This window comes from Actinosynnema sp. NPDC050801, assembly GCF_040673975.1.
Taxonomy (GTDB): Bacteria; Actinomycetota; Actinomycetes; order Mycobacteriales; family Pseudonocardiaceae; genus Actinosynnema.
On the sequence record NZ_JBFAQZ010000002.1, the window covers coordinates 482,095 to 501,911 of the forward strand.

22 protein-coding genes and 1 riboswitch are annotated in these 19,817 nt (G+C 73.0%); of the genes, 10 read left to right on the forward strand and 12 right to left on the reverse strand.

The features are described 5' to 3' along the window. The first annotated feature begins 51 nt into the window (after positions 1-51). A complete protein-coding gene (locus AB0K14_RS06720; protein WP_360466570.1) occupies positions 52-1,209 on the forward strand; it encodes an aminotransferase class I/II-fold pyridoxal phosphate-dependent enzyme in 1,158 nt (385 codons plus the stop codon). 134 nt (positions 1,210-1,343) lie between these two features. Here AB0K14_RS06720 and AB0K14_RS06725 read toward each other — a convergent pair whose 3' ends face one another. Continuing rightward, positions 1,344-2,381, reverse strand: coding sequence for a LacI family DNA-binding transcriptional regulator (locus AB0K14_RS06725; protein ID WP_360466573.1), 1,038 nt, complete (start codon positions 2,379-2,381; stop codon positions 1,344-1,346). 244 nt (positions 2,382-2,625) lie between these two features. Between AB0K14_RS06725 and AB0K14_RS06730 the strand changes: the two genes are divergently transcribed. Both AB0K14_RS06730 and AB0K14_RS06735 read left to right on the forward strand, forming a co-directional pair. Beyond that, entirely contained in the window at positions 2,626-4,278 is a 1,653-nt protein-coding gene (locus AB0K14_RS06730) for a sigma-70 family RNA polymerase sigma factor (RefSeq protein ID WP_364337608.1), read from the forward strand. A gap of 150 nt (positions 4,279-4,428) precedes the next feature. Further along, entirely contained in the window at positions 4,429-4,824 is a 396-nt protein-coding gene (locus tag AB0K14_RS06735; protein WP_360458586.1) for an ATP-binding protein, read from the forward strand. 13 nt (positions 4,825-4,837) lie between these two features. Here AB0K14_RS06735 and AB0K14_RS06740 read toward each other — a convergent pair whose 3' ends face one another. The 6 genes from AB0K14_RS06740 to AB0K14_RS06765 are packed head-to-tail and all read right to left on the reverse strand — an operon-like array spanning position 4,838 to position 9,362. Further along, entirely contained in the window at positions 4,838-6,415 is a 1,578-nt protein-coding gene (locus AB0K14_RS06740; protein WP_360458583.1) for a protein kinase, read from the reverse strand. Continuing rightward, on the reverse strand, positions 6,415-7,146 hold the full coding sequence (locus AB0K14_RS06745) for a spermidine synthase (RefSeq protein ID WP_360458579.1): 732 nt from the start codon (positions 7,144-7,146) through the stop codon (positions 6,415-6,417). The genes AB0K14_RS06740 and AB0K14_RS06745 overlap by 1 nt, the downstream gene beginning before the upstream one ends. A 9-nt stretch (positions 7,147-7,155) precedes the next feature. Further along, the gene (locus AB0K14_RS06750; RefSeq protein WP_360458576.1) at positions 7,156-7,569 is read right to left on the reverse strand and encodes an arsenate reductase ArsC; all 414 of its coding nucleotides are present in this window, start codon (positions 7,567-7,569) and stop codon (positions 7,156-7,158) included. Then, complete coding sequence (locus AB0K14_RS06755) at positions 7,566-8,276, reverse strand: MIP/aquaporin family protein (RefSeq protein ID WP_360458573.1); 711 nt, start codon at positions 8,274-8,276, stop codon at positions 7,566-7,568. Before AB0K14_RS06755 ends, AB0K14_RS06750 begins: the two co-directional genes overlap by 4 nt. Next, positions 8,277-8,966, reverse strand: a complete 690-nt coding sequence (locus tag AB0K14_RS06760) for a helix-turn-helix domain-containing protein (RefSeq protein ID WP_360458570.1) — start codon at positions 8,964-8,966, stop codon at positions 8,277-8,279. Positions 8,967-8,999: 33 nt separating this feature from the next. After that, on the reverse strand, positions 9,000-9,362 hold the full coding sequence (locus tag AB0K14_RS06765; protein ID WP_360458604.1) for an MmcQ/YjbR family DNA-binding protein: 363 nt from the start codon (positions 9,360-9,362) through the stop codon (positions 9,000-9,002). Positions 9,363-9,568: 206 nt separating this feature from the next. Between AB0K14_RS06765 and ligD the strand changes: the two genes are divergently transcribed. Together ligD and AB0K14_RS06775 are read left to right on the forward strand one after the other, a co-directional pair. Beyond that, on the forward strand, positions 9,569-10,561 hold the full coding sequence (gene ligD, locus AB0K14_RS06770; RefSeq protein ID WP_360458568.1) for a non-homologous end-joining DNA ligase: 993 nt from the start codon (positions 9,569-9,571) through the stop codon (positions 10,559-10,561). Positions 10,562-10,625: 64 nt separating this feature from the next. Beyond that, positions 10,626-11,102 (forward strand): DinB family protein, encoded by a 477-nt coding sequence (locus AB0K14_RS06775; RefSeq protein WP_360458565.1) that lies wholly within the window; start codon positions 10,626-10,628, stop codon positions 11,100-11,102. On the opposite strand, the gene AB0K14_RS06780 is transcribed toward AB0K14_RS06775, so the two are convergent. Next, complete coding sequence (locus AB0K14_RS06780; RefSeq protein ID WP_360458562.1) at positions 11,103-11,552, reverse strand: hypothetical protein; 450 nt, start codon at positions 11,550-11,552, stop codon at positions 11,103-11,105. 123 nt (positions 11,553-11,675) lie between these two features. On the opposite strand from AB0K14_RS06780, the gene AB0K14_RS06785 reads away from it, so the two are divergent. Genes AB0K14_RS06785 through AB0K14_RS06795 form a run of 3 tightly spaced genes read left to right on the forward strand, consistent with a single transcriptional unit; the run spans position 11,676 to position 13,485 of the window. Beyond that, positions 11,676-12,770 (forward strand): VanZ family protein, encoded by a 1,095-nt coding sequence (locus tag AB0K14_RS06785; RefSeq protein WP_360458559.1) that lies wholly within the window; start codon positions 11,676-11,678, stop codon positions 12,768-12,770. Positions 12,771-12,802: 32 nt separating this feature from the next. After that, positions 12,803-13,099 carry a metalloregulator ArsR/SmtB family transcription factor gene (locus tag AB0K14_RS06790; RefSeq protein ID WP_360458556.1) on the forward strand — a complete coding sequence of 99 codons (297 nt, stop codon included), beginning with the start codon at positions 12,803-12,805 and terminating at the stop codon, positions 13,097-13,099. Then, a complete protein-coding gene (locus AB0K14_RS06795) occupies positions 13,096-13,485 on the forward strand; it encodes a VOC family protein (RefSeq protein WP_360458554.1) in 390 nt (129 codons plus the stop codon). Before AB0K14_RS06790 ends, AB0K14_RS06795 begins: the two co-directional genes overlap by 4 nt. Before the next feature lie 81 nt (positions 13,486-13,566). Here the strand turns inward: AB0K14_RS06795 and AB0K14_RS06800 are convergent, their stop codons facing one another. From AB0K14_RS06800 to AB0K14_RS06810, 3 genes are all read right to left on the reverse strand, one after another. Continuing rightward, positions 13,567-15,087 carry an acyl-CoA carboxylase subunit beta gene (locus AB0K14_RS06800; protein WP_360458601.1) on the reverse strand — a complete coding sequence of 507 codons (1,521 nt, stop codon included), beginning with the start codon at positions 15,085-15,087 and terminating at the stop codon, positions 13,567-13,569. Positions 15,088-15,356: 269 nt separating this feature from the next. Continuing rightward, positions 15,357-16,016, reverse strand: a complete 660-nt coding sequence (locus AB0K14_RS06805) for a hypothetical protein (protein ID WP_360458551.1) — start codon at positions 16,014-16,016, stop codon at positions 15,357-15,359. Further along, a complete protein-coding gene (locus tag AB0K14_RS06810) occupies positions 16,013-16,864 on the reverse strand; it encodes a hypothetical protein (RefSeq protein WP_360458548.1) in 852 nt (283 codons plus the stop codon). The genes AB0K14_RS06805 and AB0K14_RS06810 overlap by 4 nt, the downstream gene beginning before the upstream one ends. A 200-nt stretch (positions 16,865-17,064) precedes the next feature. Here AB0K14_RS06810 and AB0K14_RS06815 point away from each other — a divergent pair, with 200 nt between their 5' ends. Both AB0K14_RS06815 and glyA read left to right on the forward strand, forming a co-directional pair. Further along, the gene (locus AB0K14_RS06815; protein ID WP_360458545.1) at positions 17,065-17,640 is read left to right on the forward strand and encodes a hypothetical protein; all 576 of its coding nucleotides are present in this window, start codon (positions 17,065-17,067) and stop codon (positions 17,638-17,640) included. A gap of 9 nt (positions 17,641-17,649) precedes the next feature. Continuing rightward, a riboswitch (ZMP/ZTP riboswitch) is annotated at positions 17,650-17,736 on the forward strand. 28 nt (positions 17,737-17,764) lie between these two features. Continuing rightward, positions 17,765-19,021, forward strand: a complete 1,257-nt coding sequence (gene glyA / locus AB0K14_RS06820; protein ID WP_360458542.1) for a serine hydroxymethyltransferase — start codon at positions 17,765-17,767, stop codon at positions 19,019-19,021. Here the strand turns inward: glyA and AB0K14_RS06825 are convergent. Further along, positions 18,997-19,800 (reverse strand): Clp protease N-terminal domain-containing protein, encoded by an 804-nt coding sequence (locus AB0K14_RS06825; RefSeq protein WP_360458538.1) that lies wholly within the window; start codon positions 19,798-19,800, stop codon positions 18,997-18,999. The genes glyA and AB0K14_RS06825 overlap by 25 nt on opposite strands. Between the last annotated feature and the right edge of the window lie 17 nt (positions 19,801-19,817).

Below are 19,817 nucleotides of genomic sequence, written 5' to 3' on the forward strand. Positions count from 1 at the left end.
CTAATCGAATTGGACCTACAGCGATACCACTTCATGAACGACGCTCGGTCCATGAAGCCTGACACCCGCGTCGTGCACACCGAGGCGCCCGCGCTGACCAGCACGCCCCTGTCCGTCCCGCTCTACCAGACCACCGGGTTCTCCTTCGCCGACCTCGACGCCTTCGCCGACGGGATGACCAGGCCGGACGGCGCGTTCGTGTACACCCGGCTGGGCAACCCGACCGTCCGGGCGTTGGAGGACGCCGTCGCCGCGCTCGAAGGCGGCACGGCGGCGCTGGCCACCGCTTCGGGGATGGGCGCGATCAACGCGGTGCTGCTCGCGAACCTCAAGTCCGGCGACCACCTGATCGCCCAGCACGCGCTCTACGGCGGCACGCTGGCCCTGCTGCACGACCTGGAGCAGCGCTGGGGCGTCGCGGTCACCTACGTCGGCGGCCACGACCCGGACGAGGTCCGCGCGGCGCTGCGGCCGGAGACCAGGGTGCTGTACCTGGAGACCATCGCCAACCCCACCGGCCACGTGAGCGACCTGCCCGCGCTGGGCGCCGCGGTGGGCGACGACGTGCTCGTGGTCGTGGACAACACCTTCGCCTCACCCCTGCTGTGCCGCCCGATCGAGCAGGGCGCGGACGTCGTCGTGCACTCGACCACCAAGTACCTCGGCGGGCACAGCGACGTCACCGGCGGCGTGGCGGTCTTCGCCGACGATGCCCGCTACCGCACGACGTGGCACCACTCGATCGAGCTGGGCGTCACCGCGGACCCGTTCGCCGCCTGGCTCGCCATCCGCGGCCTGCGCACGCTGGCGTTGCGCGTCCGCAAGCACGAGGAGAACGCCGAGGTGCTCGCCCGGCGACTGGCCGCGCACCCGGCGGTGCGCGTGGTGCACTGGCCCGGTCTGGACACCCACCCCAGCCACGCCGTGGCGCGCCGCGTCCTCGACGGTTACGGCAGCACGTTCTCGTTCGACCTGGCGGACGTGGCGACGGGCCGCCGGTTCGTCACCGCGCTGGAGCTGGTGCGGCTCGCGCCGTCGTTGGGCGGCACGGAGACGTTGGTGCTGCACCCCGCCAGCACCTCGCACCGGCAGCTGGACGAGGTGCAGCTGAACGCGAGCGGCATCACCGGCGGCACGATCCGGCTGTCGGTGGGCATCGAGGACGTCGACGACCTGTGGCACGACCTCTCCCGCGCACTGGACCGCTGACCCGGCACGGACAACGTCGTGCGCTCTGAGGTATCCGGAGCGTCCACAGTGGACAGCCGGGCCACGGGGAGTGAACGGTCCGGAAGGCAAGACCCGCAGGGGCGCACGGGGTTCGGTGTGCGACGCGCCGTGGTTCAGGCCGGTGGCGCGGTGCTCTCGCGCACGACCAGCGTGGTGGCCAGTTCCACGCGGGGCTGGGCGGGCCGGCCGCCACCGGCGAGGGTCAGCAGCATCCTGGCCGCCGTCGCGCCCATCTCGGCAAGCGGCTGCCGCACGGTGGTCATCGGCGGGCTGCACCAGCGGGTGTTGTCGATGTCGTCGAAGCCGACCACGCTGAGGTCGTGCGGGATGCGCAGGCCGAGCCGCCACGCGGCCGCGTAGACGCCCAGCGCCTGCAAGTCGTTGCCGCACAACACCGCGGTCGGCCGGTCGGACCGCTCCAACAACTCACGGCCCAGGTCGCGGCCTTGCTCGAAGGTGAACTCGCCGGTGCGCACCAGCGCGTGGTCGAGTCGGGCGCCGACGGCGTCCATCGCGGCCCGGCACCCCTCCAACCGGGCACGGGCGCCGAGCGAGTGCAGTGGTCCGGTGATCACCCCGATCCGACGGTGTCCCAGGTCGAGCAGGTGCCGGGCCGCGGCGATGCCGCCGCTCCAGTTCGTAGCCCCGACGGAAGGCGTGGTGTGCAGCGGTTCCCCGGACGGGTCCAGCGCCACCAGCGGGATCGCGCTGGCGTCCAGCAGGGCGTGCTGCTCCGGGGTGAACGCCGAGTACACCGCGATCACGCCCAGCGGGTGGCGGGCCAGCAGCTGCTCGGCCCACGAGCGGCCCGACGACGTCGGCTCGACCACCTCGGTGAACGCCACGGCCAGCTCGTGCTCGCGCGCCACCGGTTCCACACCGCGCATGATCTCGATCGCCATGTGCCGTTCGAGCCCGTAGAAGACCACTTCGACGATGGCGGCGGGCGCGATGGCGTCGGGGCGCCGGTAGCCGTGCTCCCGCAACAGGGCCTCGACCCGCTGCCGCGTCTCCGACGCCACGCCCGCCCGGCCGTTGAGCACCTTGGACACGGTGGGCTTGGACACCCCGGCCAGTCGCGCGATCGTCGCGACCGTCAGCTCGCCCCGTCGACGCCCACGCCGCTGACCGTCCGCGATGCTCCCCGTCACGGTCCGCAGTGTACGGATGGGGTACCACCGGATGGATCATGATCGACGGACCCGTGTCCACCTCCGCCGTTCGGGTTGCCGAAGTGTCGTCGGCGCCGAACCGGGTCGTCCGTGTGGGCGAAACACGCGAACCGTGAGGCTGGAGGTTGCGCCATAGGGGTGTATCGGTGCGACCGTGGGTGGGGGTCTTCTATATGGTCCGATCGGAACCGCTCACATTACGTGCTGGGGAGGTAGACGTCCGGTGATCGGACAGCCCGATGAGCGCGACCTGGAGCGGTGGGCGACCGCGGACCTGGCCGCCCTGCGCGACGACCTCGACCACGCGCTCAACTCCGACGCCGGTTCGTCGGGTGTGACGCCGCGGTCCCGGCCGCCGTCGGACGCCGAGCTGATCGAAGCCGTGCGCGGTGGCCAGATCCAGGCGTACGGGCAGTTGTTCGAGCGCCACGTGCGCGCGGCCCGCAACCTGGCGCGGCACCTGGCCTGGTCGAGCGCCGAGGCCGACGACCTGGTGTCGGACGCGTTCGCGAAGGTGCTCGACACGGTGCGCGCGGGCGGCGGCCCGGACTCGGCGTTCCGGGCCTACCTGCTCACCGCGCTGCGCCACACCGCCTACGACAAGACCCGGCGGGACCGCAAGCTGCGGCTGGCCGACGACGTGGAGGCCGTGTCGGGCGTCGAGAAGGTCACCACCGTGCCGTTCCACGACCCGGCGGTGGCGACGCTGGAGCGGACGCTGGCCACCAAGGCGTTCGCCAGCCTGCCCGAGCGGTGGCAGACGGTGTTGTGGCAGACCGAGATCGAGGGCCAGTCGGCCCGCGAGTTGGCGAAGCTGCTGGGGTTGACCGCCAACGGCGCGTCGGCGTTGGCCTACCGGGCCCGCGAAGGCCTCAAGACCGCCTACCTCCAGGCGCACCTGGCCCACAACCCGACCACCCGCTGCCGCGCCACCGTGGCGAAGTTGGCCGCGTGGACGCGAGGCGGCCTGACCAAGCGGGAGACCGCCCAGGTCGAGGTGCACCTGGACGAGTGCGAGTCGTGCCGCGCGATGGCCGCCGAGCTGGCCGACGTCAACGGCACCCTGCGCGCGGTCGTCGCGCCCCTGGTGCTCGGCGCGGGCGTTTCCGGTTACCTCGCCTCGACCGGGGGTACGGCGGAAGCCGGCGTGGCGGCCGCGGGTGCGGCCGCCAACTCGGTCACGACGACGACGCAGTGGCTCGGCGTGGCCGCCTCGACGGTGGTGGTGGTCGGGGCCGTGGTGCTGGGCCTGAACGCCGAGCGGCAGGCGGTCGCGCCGCCGGCCGAGGACCGGCCGCCCACGGTGAAGGTGGACCAGCACACGTCGATGGTGGTCTCGGGGACGTCGTCCGCCGCCGTCACGGGGTCCGGTGCGCCGTCGGTGACCGCCACCGCACCCGTCGACACTTCGTCCGTCCCGGGCCTGCCGGGTCCGACCACGACCACCACGGTCGCGGATCCGGCGGCGGAGCCGTTGGTGCCGGTGGTGCCGGACCGGTTCGCCATGACCACCGGTGGCCCGCCCGTCGAGCTGCCCGTCACCATCCGCAACACCGGTTCGACACCCGTCGAACCCGCCACGCTGGTGCTGTCCCTGCCCGAGGGCGTCCACGTGGTGGGTCCGGGCGACAACCTGCGGCGCGGGCCGCGGGTGGGGTTCGACGGCGCGGCGCGGCAGTCGGTCGGGTGTCCGGCGGGCAAGGGCACGGTGACGTGCACGGCCGAGGCGGAGCTGCCCGCCGGTGGCTCGGTGACGTTCGTCTTCCGGCTGCTCGCCGGCCCCAAGGCGGTCGGCGGCACGATCAGCGGCACGGTCACCGCCGGTGCCGGGCGGCCGGTGCCGGTGGTGGTGACCGTCGTGGTCACGCCGAAGTAGAGCTACGACACGGCCGGTGGCTGAATCGGTCACGTGCGGCAAGTCGCCCGTGCTGAGGTCGGCGTCACTGTTTGCGGGCATGTCCGTGGGGAACCCGGCTCCTACGCCCCGAGCGCCAAGGGGAGCGTCGATCGCTGGAAGGCTCGTGTTGTGAACGTCGTCGAACGGTCCCTCGACCACGTCGACTTCGATCTGGAGGAGAACTTCCCACCCGTGCGCCGGGCACGGAGGTGGATAACCGAGAACGTGCCGGAACTGGACGCGCCGACCCTGCTCGACCTGCTGCTGATCGCCGACGCGCTGTTGACCAACGCGCTTGAGCACGCCAGGTCGCCCCGCCGGTTGTGGCTGAGCCGCCAGAGCGGCGGGCACGTGGTCCGGGTGGAGGTCCACGACGCCAGCCCGGAACTGCTGCCGGTGCTCGGCAAACCGGGTGAGCTCGGGCTGGGGCACCGAGGTCTGCTGCTGGTCAACCGGGTGGCCTCGCGGTGGGGCGTCGACCCGCGGGCCGGCTACAAGTCGGTGTGGGGCGAGGTCACCGCCTGAACCCGGACCCGGGTCAGCCTTCGCCGCTCTTGCCACCACCGCGTTTCCGGTCGTCCTTCTTGTCGCCGTCGTCCTCGTCGCCGTGCTTCTTCTCGTCGATGCGTTGGGAAGACAGGACTTCGACGGAGTCGATCAGCGGTGTTCCGTCCCGGACGACCAGGCGCAGGCGGTGCGACTCGCGGAACTTCCTGCCCTCCGCACCGGTGAAGTCGATGCCGACCGTCACGGTGTCGGCTCCGGAAGCCGCGGGTGGCGTGCTGACGGTGAGGTTCTTGACGTCACGCCAGGACTTCTCGTACTGCTCGCGACCCTGCGCCCGCAGACCTGGCCCGAGCCGTTCCCACGCACGGGCGGTGTCCTGGGGCAGCAACGCGTAGTACTCCGCCACCGCCCGTTCCAGCTCTGCCGGGGCGGGCGCGCCGGACGTGGGTGTGGACGTGGACGGGACCGGGCCGCCCGCGCGGTCGGTGGACCTGCTCCCGTTCGTCACCACGAGAACCAGCACGACGACGCCGACGAGCGCGGCGGCGGCCACCGCGACGAGCCCGGCCCGCGCACCCCGTGCCCGCCGGGGCTCGGGTGCCGTCGGGTGTGGTGCCAGGGCGGTGGCGTTCGGCCCGGTAGAGCGCGGCCCGGTCGGGTTCGGCCCGGTGGCGTGCGGTCCGGTGGCGTTCGGCCCGGTCGAGTGGGGTGCGGTGGCGGCCGGGTGCGGGCCTGTCGTGGTCGGCGGCGGGGTGGCCGGGTGCAGGTCCAGTCGGGTCGGTGCGGGTCGGATCGGTGTCGGCCGGTCCGCGTCCGGCGTGCGCAGCCGTTCGGCGGCCTGCGCCATGGTCGGCCGGGTCGCCGGGTCCGTGCGCAGCACGTCCAGCAGCACGTCGGTCAGCGGACCCGCCTTGGTCGGCGGGGCGTAGCGGCCCGCGGCGACGGCGTGCAGCAGCGCGATGGCGTTGTCCCCGTCACCGAACGGCGGCCGTCCCTCCACCGCCGCGTAGAGCGTGGCGCCCAGCGCGAACACGTCCGACGCGGGCCCCGGCTCGCCGCCCCGCGCCACCTCGGGCGAGAGGAACGCGGGCGTGCCGGCGAGCAGGCCGGTCTTCGTGACGGTGACGTCACCGACCGCGCGGGCGATGCCGAAGTCGGTGATCTTCGCGGTCCCGTCATCGGTCAGCAGGATGTTGCCCGGCTTGACGTCCCTGTGCACGACACCCGCCGCGTGCGCCGCCGCCAGCGCGCCGGCGACCTGCGCCCCGACGCGCATCACCTGCTCGGCGGGCAGCGGACCGCGCGCGATCAGGTCGTCCAGGGTCCGCGCGGGCAGGTACTCCATGACCAGCACCGGCCTGCCGTCGTCCTCGACGACGTCGTGCACGGTCACCGCGTTGGGGTGCTGCAACCGGGCGGCGATGCGCCCTTCCCGCGCCGCGCGGTTCACCGCCTCGACCGGGTCCGCGCCCTCGGGCACCACGAGCTGCTTGAGGGCCACCACGCGGTCCAGCCGCTCGTCCAGCGCCTGCCACACCACGCCCATCGCACCGGCACCCAGCCGCCCGCGCAGCCGGTACCGACCGGCCACCAAGCGCCCCTCGTCCATCACCGGCGATCCCGCCCTCCCGGCACGGTCGCCACGTAGACCGTGCTGGTCGCGTCACGTTGTTGCAGCGGGTTGTGGAAGCGGACGACCTCGGCGGTGACGTGGGCGAACCGGTCGGCGAGCGCGGCGGTGTAGTCGTCGTCCGGCGGCTCGTTGGACCACAGGGCGAACACGCCGCCGGGGTGGAGGCGGGCGGCCAGGCGGCGCAGGCCCTCCGGTTCGTAGAAGTCGGCGTTGTCGGGGTGCAGCAGGTGGCGGGGCGAGTGGTCGATGTCCACGATGATCGCGTGGAACAGCCGGTCGGGGTCGGCCGGGTCGAGGCCCCGATCGGCACGCGACAGGGCGAAGAAGTCGCCGTGCACCAGTCGGCAGCGCGGGTCGGACGCCAACGCCAGACCGCCCGGCAGCAGTCCGCGCCGGTGCCACTCGATCACCTCGCCGAGCGCGTCGATCACGAGCACCGACCGCACGTCGGAGTTCTCCAGCACGGTCCGGGCGGTGTAGCCCAAGCCGAGGCCGCCCACGACGACGTCCAGCGGCCCGGGCAGGTCGGCGAGCGCCAGGCGTGCCAGTTCCACTTCGGACACCGTGAACAGGCTCGACATCAGGAACTCGTCGTTGAGCTTGATCTCGTGGACCTCGCGGTCGAACACCGGGTCCCACCGGCGTCGCAGGACGAGTTCACCCAGCGGTGTCTGACGCCAGTCGAGTTCCTGGAAACGTGCGCTCATCCGGACAACCTACGCGGGTGCCCCGTCGAGCAGCTCGGCGAGGAGGCCGCGGACGCGGCGGTCGATGTCGTCGCGGATGGGTCGGACGGCGTCCACGCCCTGTCCGGCGGGGTCTTCGAGTTCCCAGTCGAGGTAGCGCTTGCCGGGGAAGACGGGGCAGGTGTCGCCGCAGCCCATGGTGATGACGACGTCGGAGGCTTCGACGTCCTCGGTGGTGAGCTTGGAGGGCACTTCGGCGGTGATGTCGAGGCCGAGTTCGGCCAGCGCCTGGGCGGCGGCGGGGTTGACGGTGTCGGCAGGGGCGGAGCCGGCCGAGCGGACGGTGACGCGGCCCATCGCGTAGTGCTGGAGGAGGGCGGCGGCCATCTGGGAGCGGCCGGCGTTGTGGACGCAGACGAACAGGACTTCGGGCTTGCTGGTCAACGGACTTGCCCTTCGGTGACGGGTGCGGTGCTGTCGGCGGGTGCCTGGGTGGGGTAGAGCAGGCGCAGCAGCGGGATGGCCACCGCGACGCCGACGAGCTGCGCCAGCACGTAGACCGGCACGGAGGAGGGGGCGATGCCGGCGAAGGTGTCGCTGAACACGCGGCCGACGGTGATGGCGGGGTTGGCGAAGCTGGTGGAGCTGGTGAAGAAGTAGGCGGCGCCGATGTAGGCGCCCACGGCGGCCGGTGCGAGGGCGGCCCGGCCGGAGCGGACGAGCGAGAAGATCACCAGCAGCAGGCCGACGGTGGCCACGACCTCGGCGACGCCGTGCGCGACCGTGGCGCGGTCGGTGGTGCTGATGCTGACCGGCGACGCCTCGAACATGACGTTGGCCAGCACGGCGCCGGTGGTGCACCCGAGGATTTGGGCGAGTGCGTAGGCGGGGACGTCGCGCCAGGCGAGTCCGCCGAGGACGGCGTCGGTGATGGACACGGCGGGGTTGAAGTGGCCGCCGCTGACGGGGCCGAAGATCAGGATGATGGCGTAGAGGCCGACGGCGGTGGCGGCGGCGTTCTCCAGCAGTTGCAGGCCGACATCGTCGGGGGACAGGCGTTGGGCGGTGATGCCGGAGCCGATGACCAGGGCGGCGAGCAGCAGGCTGCCCAGGTACTCGGCGAGCAGCCGGTGGGGGAGCGGGCGGGGCATTCAGGATCCCTCGGTGGCGGGGCGGACGGCGGGCACGAGGCGGTCGACGCGGTCGGCGAGGTCGCGGTAGGCGGCGTCGAAGGCGTCCGGGGTGCCGATGGCGGCCGGGTCGGGCACGGACCAGTGCAGCCGGTCGTCGTGGTCGGTCAGCTCTTCGTGCGCGTTGTCGCACACCGCCACCACGAGGTCGTCGGGCCGCAGCACGTCGTCCAGGTGGTGGGGACGGGCGCGGGTCAGGGACAGCCCGTGCTCGCGGGCGGTGGCGACGGCCAGCGGGTGCACGCGCTCGGCCGGCCGGGTGCCCGCGCTCGCCGCCGGCACGGGACTGCTGCGCTGCCACAACGCGGCGGCCAGCTGGGAGCGGGCGGAGTTGTGGCTGCACACGAACACCACCCGTGGCGCCTGCCGCAGGCCGCTGGGCACGAGGTCGGTGAGCGCGGCGGTGCGCAGGCGCAGGTAGGTGCGCCGGTGGTCGCCCTCCGAGCGGGAGCGCTCCACGATCCCGGCCTGTTCGAGCAGCTTGACGTGGTGGGCGAGCAGGTTGCTGGGCAGCCCGAGCGCGCGGCCGACCTCGCCGGGCGAGGCGTCGCCGAGCACGAGCAGGTCGACCAGGGCGAGCCGGGCGGGCTCGCCGAGGGCCGCGTGCACGCGGGCACGCGCCACCGTGCCGGAAGGCCAGTCAGTAGTCATTGACTCAATGATGATTGAGTCATGACCCGGCTGTCAACGCGGCGAGGCACCCCGCGCCGGATCGGGCGCCTGCTCGACCAGCTCCTCCGGGGCGGTCAGGCGCCAGGCCTCGAACACCAGTTCGGCCAGCTCGTCGGCCTCGATGCCCGCCAGGTAGACGACGACCCAGCCGAAGCCGCCGGAGGTGAACTGCTCCTCGAAGACGTCCGGCCGTTCGGCCACCAACGCCTGCTGCTCGGACAGCAGCTGCTTCAACCCCGCCGTGTTCGTGCGCGGCCAGTAGTAGCCGAACCGCTTGCCGCGCACGCTGAACGAGCTGTACTGCCCGCTCTCCGCGCGCTCGACGTCGACGAGCGCGTTCACCATCCGGTTGAACTCGTCACTGCTCACCGCCACCGCAGCCCCCACGGGAAGTCCTGGATCCCCAGTGTAGGTCTCACCCCTCGGCGTGACGGCGGCGGTGAGGGCGACCGCGGCGGAGGTGCTCCGGCCGCGAGCACGCCGCGACCGCGCCGCCGTCCACGATCGAGGTGTCGACGTGCGGCTCCGGGCGACGCGGGCGACACTGGGCCGGCCGTGATCCGTCTACAAGGGACGGTCGCATGCCGTTGCGCGCCGAGTCCGGGTTCCCCGAGCTGATCCGGCCCATGCTGGCCTCGTCGGGGCAGCTCCCCACCGGGTCCGGCTGGGCGTTCGAGTTCAAGTGGGACGGTGTCCGGGCGGTCACCTACGTCCGCGGTGGACGGGTGCGGGCGATGACGCGCAACGACCTGGAGGTGTCCGCGACCTACCCTGAGGTCCGGGCGCTGTCCGCGCTCCTGGGTGACCGCGAGGCCGTGCTCGACGGTGAGATCGTCGCTCTGGGCACCCGTAGGCAACCGGACTTCGGCCTGTTGCAGTCCCGGATGCACGTCGCCCGACCCGGTGACGACCTGCTGGCCCGCGTCCCGGTCGTGTACTACGCCTTCGACCTCGTGCACCTCGACGGCCGGTCGCTGCTCGGCGTGCCCTACTCCGAACGACGCGCGGAGCTGGCGGCCCTCGGGCTCGGCGACCTGGCGGAGGTGCGCGTGCCGCCGTCCTTCACCGACGTCGACGGCCGGGACGTGCTCGCGGTGGCCGCGGACTACGGGCTCGAAGGCGTGGTCGCCAAACGGGTCACCTCCCGCTACGAGCCGGGACGCCGCTCGGCGGGGTGGGTGAAGGCACCGCTGGTGCGCACGCAGGAGGTGCTGATCGGCGGCTGGCGGCCGGGTGACGGCCGGCGGGCGGGCACGATCGGGTCGCTGCTGCTCGGCGTGCCGTCCGACGCCGGGTTGCGCTACGTGGGCAAGGTCGGCACCGGGTTCACCCACTCGACGCTGCTCGACCTGCAGGAACGACTGCGGCCGCTGGCCCGCACGGCGTCGCCGTTCGTCGGCCCGGTGCCCGCCGAGCACGCCCGCCGCGCGCACTGGGTCCGACCCGAACTGGTCGGCGAGGTCGAGTACCGCACCTGGACCACCGACGGCAGGCTGCGGCACTCGTCGTGGCGCGGGCTGCGGCCGGACAAGGACCCCGACGACGTCCGGGCGCCCGTGCCGCCCCTGTCCTGATCGGGATTGTCGGTGCCGACTGTTAGCGTCCGGCAACGATCCGACGGACAGGGGGAGCGCACCGGTGGACGACGAGAAGCAGGCTCTGTCGACGTTCTTGGAGGCGCAGCGCGGTGTCGTGCTGGCGATCCTCGAAGGGCTCGACCCGGCGGCCCTGGCGACCCCGGTCCTGCCGTCGGGGTGGACGCCGCTGGCCATGGTCGAGCACCTCGGTTACGCCGAGCGGCACTGGTTCGAGGTGATCCTGCTCGGCCACGCCGAACCGCTGCCGTGGGAGGACCCACCGCCGTTCACCACGCCGCGGTCGGCGGAGGAGGTCTTCGCGTTCTACCGGCGCCAGTGCGAGCGGTCCGACGCCATCCTCGCCGCCACACCGCTGTCGACGCGCCCGATCGGCCGTCACCCCGACCCGCTCGGCGCCGAGACCACCGACCTGCGCCGGATCGTCCTGCACGTGATCGAGGAAACCGCCCGCCACGCCGGCCACCTCGACGCCGCGCGGGAACTGCTCGACGGCACCACGGGGCTCGGCCCGCGCTAACTAGCGCGTCGCCCACCGCGGTGCCACCGCGGGCGTGACCGGTCCCAGCAGCCGCAGCACGGTGGCCAACCGGGGCAGGTGGTCGCCGGGTTCGCGGACCCACCGCACCGGGCCGTCGGCGGTGACGCTCGGCGGCAGCGGCAGGTACCGGCCGTCGTCCACCAGCCGCACCTGCGGCGGCAGCACGGGCGGCCCGGCGTCGAGGGCGTCCGCGGTGTCGACCAGGAACGCCCACAGGTCCGCCGACAGCGCGAGCGCGGGCAGCGCCGCGTCGACGTGCGCGCCGATCCGGGCGCTCACGAGCAGACCGCCGATGCCGTGCCCGGTCGGCAGGTGCACGTTGCCGTCGGCCAACACCAGCGGCCAGCGGCGGCCGATGGCCAGGCGTTCCACGGTCGCGTGGACCTGGTTGGCGTAACGAGTGGCGGCGCAGGCCGCTGAGTCGTCCATGGATCCCCCATCCCTTGGCGGAAGCCCCGCGACAGGAGTTCGTCGGCTGGGCCCCGGTCGGTTCGGCCGCCCGATCAGGTGACCGGCGAGCGGATCTTGGTGCTGCGGCCTAGCGTGGCCGCCGTGTCGGTTCGGGTGAGCGAGTCGATCATCACGCTGGTGCTGTTCGCGCTGCTGGTGCCGGTGGCGGTGCTGCCGTGGGTGCACCGGCAGTACCGGCGCCACGGCCGGCTGCGCGGCTGGTCGGCGGTCGTGGCGGCGGCGAGCGCGCTGTACGGGTGCGCGTTGGTGGCGTTCACGCTGTTCCCGTTGCCGGACGTGACCGACGGGTTCTGCACGGGTCGGTCGGCGCGCGCCTACTGGCAGACCCGGCCGTTCGCGTCGCTGGACGACATCGCCGCCGCCGGGTACTCGCCGACGAGCCCGGCGTTCGTCCAGGTGGCGTTGAACGTGGTGCTGTTCGTGCCGCTGGGTTTCCTGCTGTGCTACCGGTTCCGGCGCGGTCCGCTGGCGGCGACCGCGATCGGGTTGCTGGTGTCGCTGGCCGTGGAGACGACGCAGGGCACCGCGGTGTTCGGCCTCTACCCGTGCCCGTACCGGATCGCCGACGTGGACGACCTGATGACCAACACGGCGGGCGCGGTCCTGGGGTGGCTGCTCGCGCGGTCGGTCGGGCGACGGCTGCCCGCAGCCGTGCCGGAGCCCGTGGCGGACACCGGACCGCCCGGTCTGGCGCGCCGCGGGTTGGCGTTCGCGGGCGACCTGCTCACCCTGTCGCTGACGCAGTTCGCCTGCCGCGCGGTGCTGGTGCTGGTGGGTGAGGGGACGGGGACGCCCCGGTTGACCGAACTCGCCACCTCCGACCGGTTCGGGGCGACGCTGGGCGTGCTGGTGCCGGTGGTCGCCGCGGTCGTCGTGCCGCTGCTGCGCGCCGACCGGGCCACGCCGGGACAGGTGGCGTTCAGCCTGGCCCTGGTCGACGCGGGCACCGGCGGGGCGGCGCCACCGCGGGCGGTGCTGCTCAGGTTCACCCTGTGGTGGCTGCCGGTGTTGCTGCTGATCTCGGCCGGACACGGCGGTCTGGTGCTGCTCGCCGTCGTCGTGCTCGGCTTGGCGGCCAGGTCGCGCGGTGACCGGCGGAGTCCGCTCGGCCTCGTCTCCGGCACCACGACCACCACCCGCGACTCGCTCACGCCGACCGTGCGGTCACCGACTTGACAGGCAAGTCGCCACTTGCCTATAACTGTGCCGTGGACGCAGACCCCGACCTGTTCAAGGCACTCGGTGACGCGACGCGACGCACCATCCTGGACGAGCTGACCGAAAGGGACGGTCAGACGCTGTTCGAGATCTGCGGCAGGCTGACCACGAAGCACGGCCTGGCCTCCTCGCGCCAGGCCATCTCGCAGCACCTCGCGGTGCTCGAACAGGCCGGTCTGGTGCACACCCGGCGTCAGGGCCGGTACAAGTTCCACCACATCGACACGAGCCCGTTGCGCTCGATCGTCGAGCGGTGGCCCATCGACCGAGAGGCACCGAACCAGTGATCCGCATCAACATCACCAGCGTGTTCGTCGACGACCAGGCGAAGGCGCTGGCCTTCTACACCGGGAAGCTGGGGTTCACCAAGAAGACCGACGTGCCCGCCGGCGAGTACCGCTGGCTCACCGTGGTCTCGCCCGCCGACCCGGACGGCGTCGAGCTGCTGCTGGAGCCGGACGGCCACCCGGCGGCGCGGCCGTTCAAGGAGGCCTTGGTCGCCGACGGCATCCCGTTCACCCAGTTCGCGGTGGAGGACGTGCACGCCGAGGTCGAGCGGCTCAAGGGGCTCGGCGTCGAGTTCACCCAGGAGGCGACCGACCTGGGTCCGGTGGTCACCGCCGTGTTCGACGACACCTGCGGCAACCTGATCCAGCTCGCCGCCATGAAGTAGTCGGCCCCGGCCCGCCCGGCCTCGACCACGCGGGTCGGGTGGGCCGGTCGAGGCCGGACGCCCGCCCGGCGGCGCGGGCGCTCAGAGCGGCGCGTTGCCGTGCTTGCGGCGGGGCGGCTCGGTCCGCTTGTCCCGCAGCATGGTCAGGCCGCGCGCGATCGCCGCCCTGGTCTCCACCGGGTCGATCACGTCGTCCACCAGCCCGTGCTCGGCCGCGTGGTAGGGGTGCATCAGCTCCGACGCGTACTCGGCGACCAACGCCGCGCGCAGCCGTGCCGGATCCTCCGCGGCGGCCAGCTCGCGCCGGTACAGCAGGTTCACCGCACCCTCGGCGCCCATCACCGCGATCTCGTTGGTCGGCCACGCCAGCGACAGGTCCGTGCCCACCGAGCGCGAGTCCATCACGATGTACGCGCCGCCGTACGCCTTGCGCAGGATCACCTGCACCCGCGGCACGGTCGCCTCGCAGTAGGCGTACAGCAGCTTCGCCCCGTGCCGGATCACGCCGCCCGACTCCTGCTCGGTCCCCGGCAGGAACCCCGGCACGTCCACCAAGGACACCAGCGGGATGCCGAACGCGTCGCAGAAGCGCACGAACCGCGCGGCCTTCTGCGCCGCGGCGACGTCGAGCACGCCGGCCAGCACGATCGGCTGGTTGCCCACCACGCCGACCACGCGCCCGTCGACCCGCGCCAACGCGCACACCACGTTGGGCGCCCAGTGCTCGTGCACCTCGAAGTAGTCGCCGTCGTCCACGACCTCCGCCAGCACCGAGCGGATGTCGTAGGGCTTGTTCGGCTCCACCGGCACGATCTCCGCCAGCCGGGGCCGGTAGTCGGTGGACGCGTTGCGGGCGGGCAGCGCCGGCGGCGGTTCCATGTTGTTCGACGGCAGCAGCGCCAGCAGTTCCCGCACGCCCTCCAGGCAGCTCTTCTCGTCGTCGTACACGAACGACGCCACACCGGAACGCGAGCCGTGCACGTCCGCGCCGCCCAGCTCGTCGTGGCCGACCCGCTCACCGGTCACCTGCGCGACGACGTCCGGTCCGGTCAGGTACATCCGCGCGGTCTCGCGGACCATGAACGTGAAGTCGGCCAGCGCGGGGGAGTAGGCCGCACCGCCCGCGGACGGCCCGAGCACGACGGCGATCTGCGGTACCACGCCGGACGCGGCGACCTGGCGGCGGAAGATGCCGCCGTAGCCGTGCAGGGCGAGCACGCCTTCCTGGATGCGGGCCCCGCCGCTGTCGTTCAGCCCGACGACCGGCGAACCGGTGGACACCGCCAGGTCGAGCACCTTCTGGATCTTGGCCGCGTGCGCCGCGCCGAGCGAACCGCCGGAGATGGTGAAGTCCTGCGCGTAGACGAACACGCGCCTGCCGTCCACGGTGCCGGACCCGGCGACCACGCCGTCGGTGTGCGGTCCCGCGCCGGCGCCCCGCCGGTACAGGTCGACCTCGACGAACGACCCGACGTCCAGCAGCAGGTCCAACCGCTCCCGGGCGGTGAGCTTGCCCAGCCCGTGCTGCCTGGCCACCGCCTCCGGCCGGCCCGCCGCGATCCGCGACCGCTGCCTGCCGTGCTCCTCCCGCAGCGCCGCCATCGACCGCGGCGCCTGCCCGGCGTCCCCGGTCTCCTCGTCCTCGGCCTGCCGGACCGGCACGAAGTCGAGTTCCGAAGTGCTCATCCGGACACCCCCTGGCGTCGGTCGGGATGCCGCCGAATGTAGTCAGGGGCGTCTATACGGCAGCCATGATCGAGCAATGTCGACGTCACCGCGGGCACGGGGTCGGACCGAGGTCCCGCGCGCACGAACGGGCCCGCGAGCCGAAGACGACTCGCGGGCCCGTCGACCGGTGACGCGTCAGCCGGTCAGAACGCCTGGTTCGCGAACCCCTTCCGCGCGGCCGCGGACAGGAACGACTGCCACGCCGCGCTGCTGGTGTGCGGGTCGCCGGTGGTGCCGAGCCGGGACTTGGCCGTGGTGAACGCGCTCTGCGTCTTCGGACCCCAGATGCCGTCCACCACCAGGCCCGAGCTCATGAAGTTGTTGCACAGCGACTGGACGAACTTCGCGTCGCTCTCGGACCCCGTCACGCAGCGGACCGGCAGGCCGCCGAAGTCGGAGTGGATGTGGTCGGCGTGGTCGGCGTTGTACCACCCGTCCAACGCGTACCGGAACCGCCTGCGGCACACCGCGTCCACCGCCAGGTAGCGGCGGCGGACGGCGAGCGTGCCGGACGCGTGGTCGCGGTCCAGCGGCGAGGACACCTGGCCGCCGCTCCACCGCACGTGGTCGAGGTCCATCGCGGTGCCCGCGCCGTGCTGGCCGGGCTTGTTCACGTAGAAGCCCGCCGACACCAGGTAGGTGATGCTGCCGTACGCCGAGGACAACGACCGCAGGTCGCGGATCCACAGCACCAGGGAGTCGTAGAAGCCCTGGGTGGCCTGCCAGTTGCGCAGCGTCGTGTTGCCGCGGCTGGACCGCCAGTAGTAGACGGGCGTGCCGTCGATCCGCTGGAACGTGATCATCGGGTCGCCTCCGCGGTGATCAGCCGGCCGCCGGTGAGCCAGCCGGAACGGGTACCGGCCACGCCCAGTGCCTTCGCGTCCTGCGGCACGGCCGGGCGGGTCCGGTCGGCGTCCAGCACGCCGGTGAGCGGCGTGGCGTCGACCATTTCGTTGCCGACCCAGTGCACGCGGCCGTCCACCGAGGCCAGGCCGCGCACGGCGACACCGTCCAGGCGGGGGCGGGAGGTCCACGTGACGCCGTCGCGCGAGGTGTGCAGGACGGTGCCGGAGATGTCGACGGCCGCCACGACCCACCCGTCGCCGGTCGCCGCGACGGCGGTGGCGGACAGGCCGTCGGTCCACTCCAGGCCGCGGACCGGCACGGTGTTCCAGCCCGACGGGGTGCGGCGGGCGGCGATGCGGACCACCGAAGCGCGCTCGTGCTTGAGCACGGAGCCGAAGGCCAGACCGCCGCCGACCGCGGTGAACTCCGAGCGCACGCCGTGCAGGCGGCGTGCCTCGCGCCACGCGAGACCGTCGGTGGACTCCCAGATCGTGGCGATCGGGTCGCCGCTGAGCGCGCCGACCGCGTGGAAGGTGGTGCCGTCGCCGGTGACGTCGACCAGGTCCGCGCCGACGAGGCCGTCGGTGATGCGCACCGAACCGCCTTCGTCGACGAGGACCCAATGACCGTCCTGGTGGGTCAACATGGAGGGTGCGCCGTCGGCCGCGAGGAACACGCCCGCGGTCTTGCGGGGGTTGTCGGTGGCGCCCGACGCGGGTGCCGCGGCAGCCGCGTGGGCCGGTAGTGCGCTGGTGAGTGCCGCTGTCGCGGCGGCACCCAGCACGAACGTTCGCCGATCGAGCACGTCAGTCCTTTCGGGGGCAGGGGGAAGTGCTGACGTGGCACAGGGCCGGTTGGAAGTTTTCCAACCCACAAAGTATGGGTGGCCGCCCGTTGCGGCAATGGCCCGTTCCGCCCAAACCGTTCACTGCCACTACCACCGTTCACCGCCACCGTGACCCGTGGTGGTGTTGACTTGACCGCACGAGGAGGCGATGAGGACCGATGGCACTGGAAGCGGCCGACGACCCGTCCGGCGACGACGGCGAACCCAGCGCCTCGCAACCCCCGGAGGCCTCGCAACCCTCGGACGCTTCCCAGCCGCCGGACGCCACAGAGCCCCCGGACGCCTCCCGGTCTCCGGACGCCGCGGAGCCGCCGGAAGAATCGCCGTCGTCCGCCGTCGAGTTCACGGTCGAACCCGCCGGGGACGACGCGTGGAAGCGCCCGTGGGAATCGCCGCCCGACCAGGGCTCGGACGCCCCGCCACCGGGTGACGCGCCGGACCGGGTGAGGCAGCCCGACGAACGGCTGCCGTCCAGGCCCGACGCGGCCACCGGCGCGTTGTGGCACGAGGACTTCCACGAGGCGGTGGGCGGCGCGGCGGGCGCGATGATCGACGCGGCGGACGCGGTCGACGACGAAGCGCCCAGGACCACCACCGGTCAGCCCGTCGGCGACGAGGTCCACCCGGCGGAGAACCAGCGGCCCGAGCTCGAAGCGGATCTCGCGACCTCCGCGGTGCTGGCCGTCGTCGCGGTCCTGCACCGCTTGAAAACGCTGGCGGACAAGCACGACTGAGGTAGGCTCGCGGGTGTTCGCGACTGGCGTGCCGAGGGTGGGAACGACCACCGGGGAGCGTTGAGCCGATCCGCACCGCGCGCCTGGGTGCCACGGCAGCGCTCCCGCGCGCGTGGAGGTCGTCGTGCACGAACCCGCAATCCCGTCGTTGACCGGAGCCGACCCCGAGGTCGCCCGCCTGGTCCAGGCCGAGGCCCGCCGGCAGTTCGAGAAGGTCCGCCTGATCGCCTCGGAGAACTACGTCTCCACCGCCGTCCTCGAAGCCACCGGCTCCGTGCTGACCAACAAGTACTCCGAGGGCTACGCGGGCCGCCGGTACTACGAGGGCCAGCAGGTGGTCGACCCGGTCGAGCGGCTCGCGGTCGCCCGGGCCGAGGCCCTGTTCGGCGTCGACCACGCCAACGTCCAGCCCTACTCCGGCTCCCCGGCCAACCTCGCCGTCTACCTGGCGTTCCTGAACCCCGGTGACACCGTCATGGGCATGGCCCTGCCCGCCGGCGGGCACCTCACCCACGGCTGGAGCGTCTCGGCCACCGGCAAGTGGTTCCGCAGCGTCCAGTACGGCGTGACCAAGGAGACCGGCGTGGTCGACCTCGACCAGGTCCGCGACCTGGCCAGGGCCGAACGCCCGAAGGTGATCTTCTGCGGCGGCACGGCCATCCCGCGCACCATCGACTTCCCCGCGTTCGCCGAGATCGCGGCCGAGGTCGGCGCGGTGCTGGCGGCCGACATCGCGCACATCGCGGGCCTGGTGGCGGGTGGCGCGCACCCGTCACCGGTCGGGTACGCCCAGGTGATCACCACGACCACCCACAAGACGCTGCGCGGGCCGCGCGGCGCGATGATCCTCACCGACGCCGACCACGCGAAGGCGATCGACAAGGCGGTGTTCCCCGGCCTGCAGGGCGGCCCGCACAACCACACCACCGCCGCCATCGCGGTCGCGCTCGGCGAGGCGGCGGAGCCGTCGTTCGGCCTCTACGCCCACGCCGTCGTGCAGAACGCCCGCGCCCTGGCCGCCGCCCTGCTCGACCGGGGCTTCGACCTGGTCTCCGGCGGCACCGACAACCACCTCATCCTGCTCGACCTGACCAACAAGGGCATCGGCGGCAAGCCCGCGGCCAAGGCGCTGGACCGGGCGGGCGTCGAGGCGAACTACAACACCGTCCCGTTCGACCCGCGCAAGCCGTTCGACCCGTCCGGGGTGCGCCTGGGCACGGCCGCGATCACCACCCGCGGCCTCACCGAGGAGCACATGCCGCAGATCGCCGAGTGGATCGACCGGGCCGTCGGCGCGGCGGACGACGAGCAGGCGCTGGACCGCATCGCCGCCGAGGTCGCCGACGTGATGGCGGGCTACCCGATGCCCGGCTGGGCGTAGCGGACCACGTCGGCCAACCGCGCCACGTCCGCCCGGAACGTCTCGTGCCGGACGGTGACGTGATCGGTTCCCGGCAGCTGGTCGACGGGCAGCACCGCCCCGTCGACCAGCACCGGGATCACCGGCACCGAACGCAGCGACGCGCGTTCCACCTCCACGCGCATCAGCTCTGTCGGCGCCCAGTCGGGTCCGACCACGGCGAGCAGCACGTCGCAGTCGCCGACGTCGCCGACCACCGACCGGCCGATGTCGTCCAGCCGGTCCGCGATGCGCCCCGCGAGGTGCAGGTCCTGCGGGCGCCGGTAGCTGAGGAACAGCCGCGCGGCCCGCTGCCCGGGGGAGAGGTCGATCCCGGCCAACGCGGCGAACGCCCGGTCGCGCACGTCGGCCCGCTCCACGCCGCACCGGGCCAGCACGTCGACCGCCACGCCCTCGTCCTCGGCCAGCACACCGAGCAGCAGGTGCCCGGTGTCGACGTGCCGGTGCCCCAACGCCAGGGACTCCCGCACCGCCGCCGCCAACGCCCGCTTCGCGCCCGGTGTGAACGGCAGGTACCCGCGCACCGGCAGGCTGCCCCGCCCGTCCACCGCCAGCACGTGCGCCCGGCACGCGTGCAGGGACAGCCCGGCCGACGCCAGCACCGACGCCGCCGCGCCGCCCTCGCCGATCAGCCCCAGGAGCAGGTGCTCGGTGCCGATGGCGGTGTGGTTGAACCCCCGCGCCTCCTGGAGGGCCACGACGGACACCCGGCGCGCGCTCTCGGTGAACCTTTCCAACATCAAGTCCTTCGCCGACG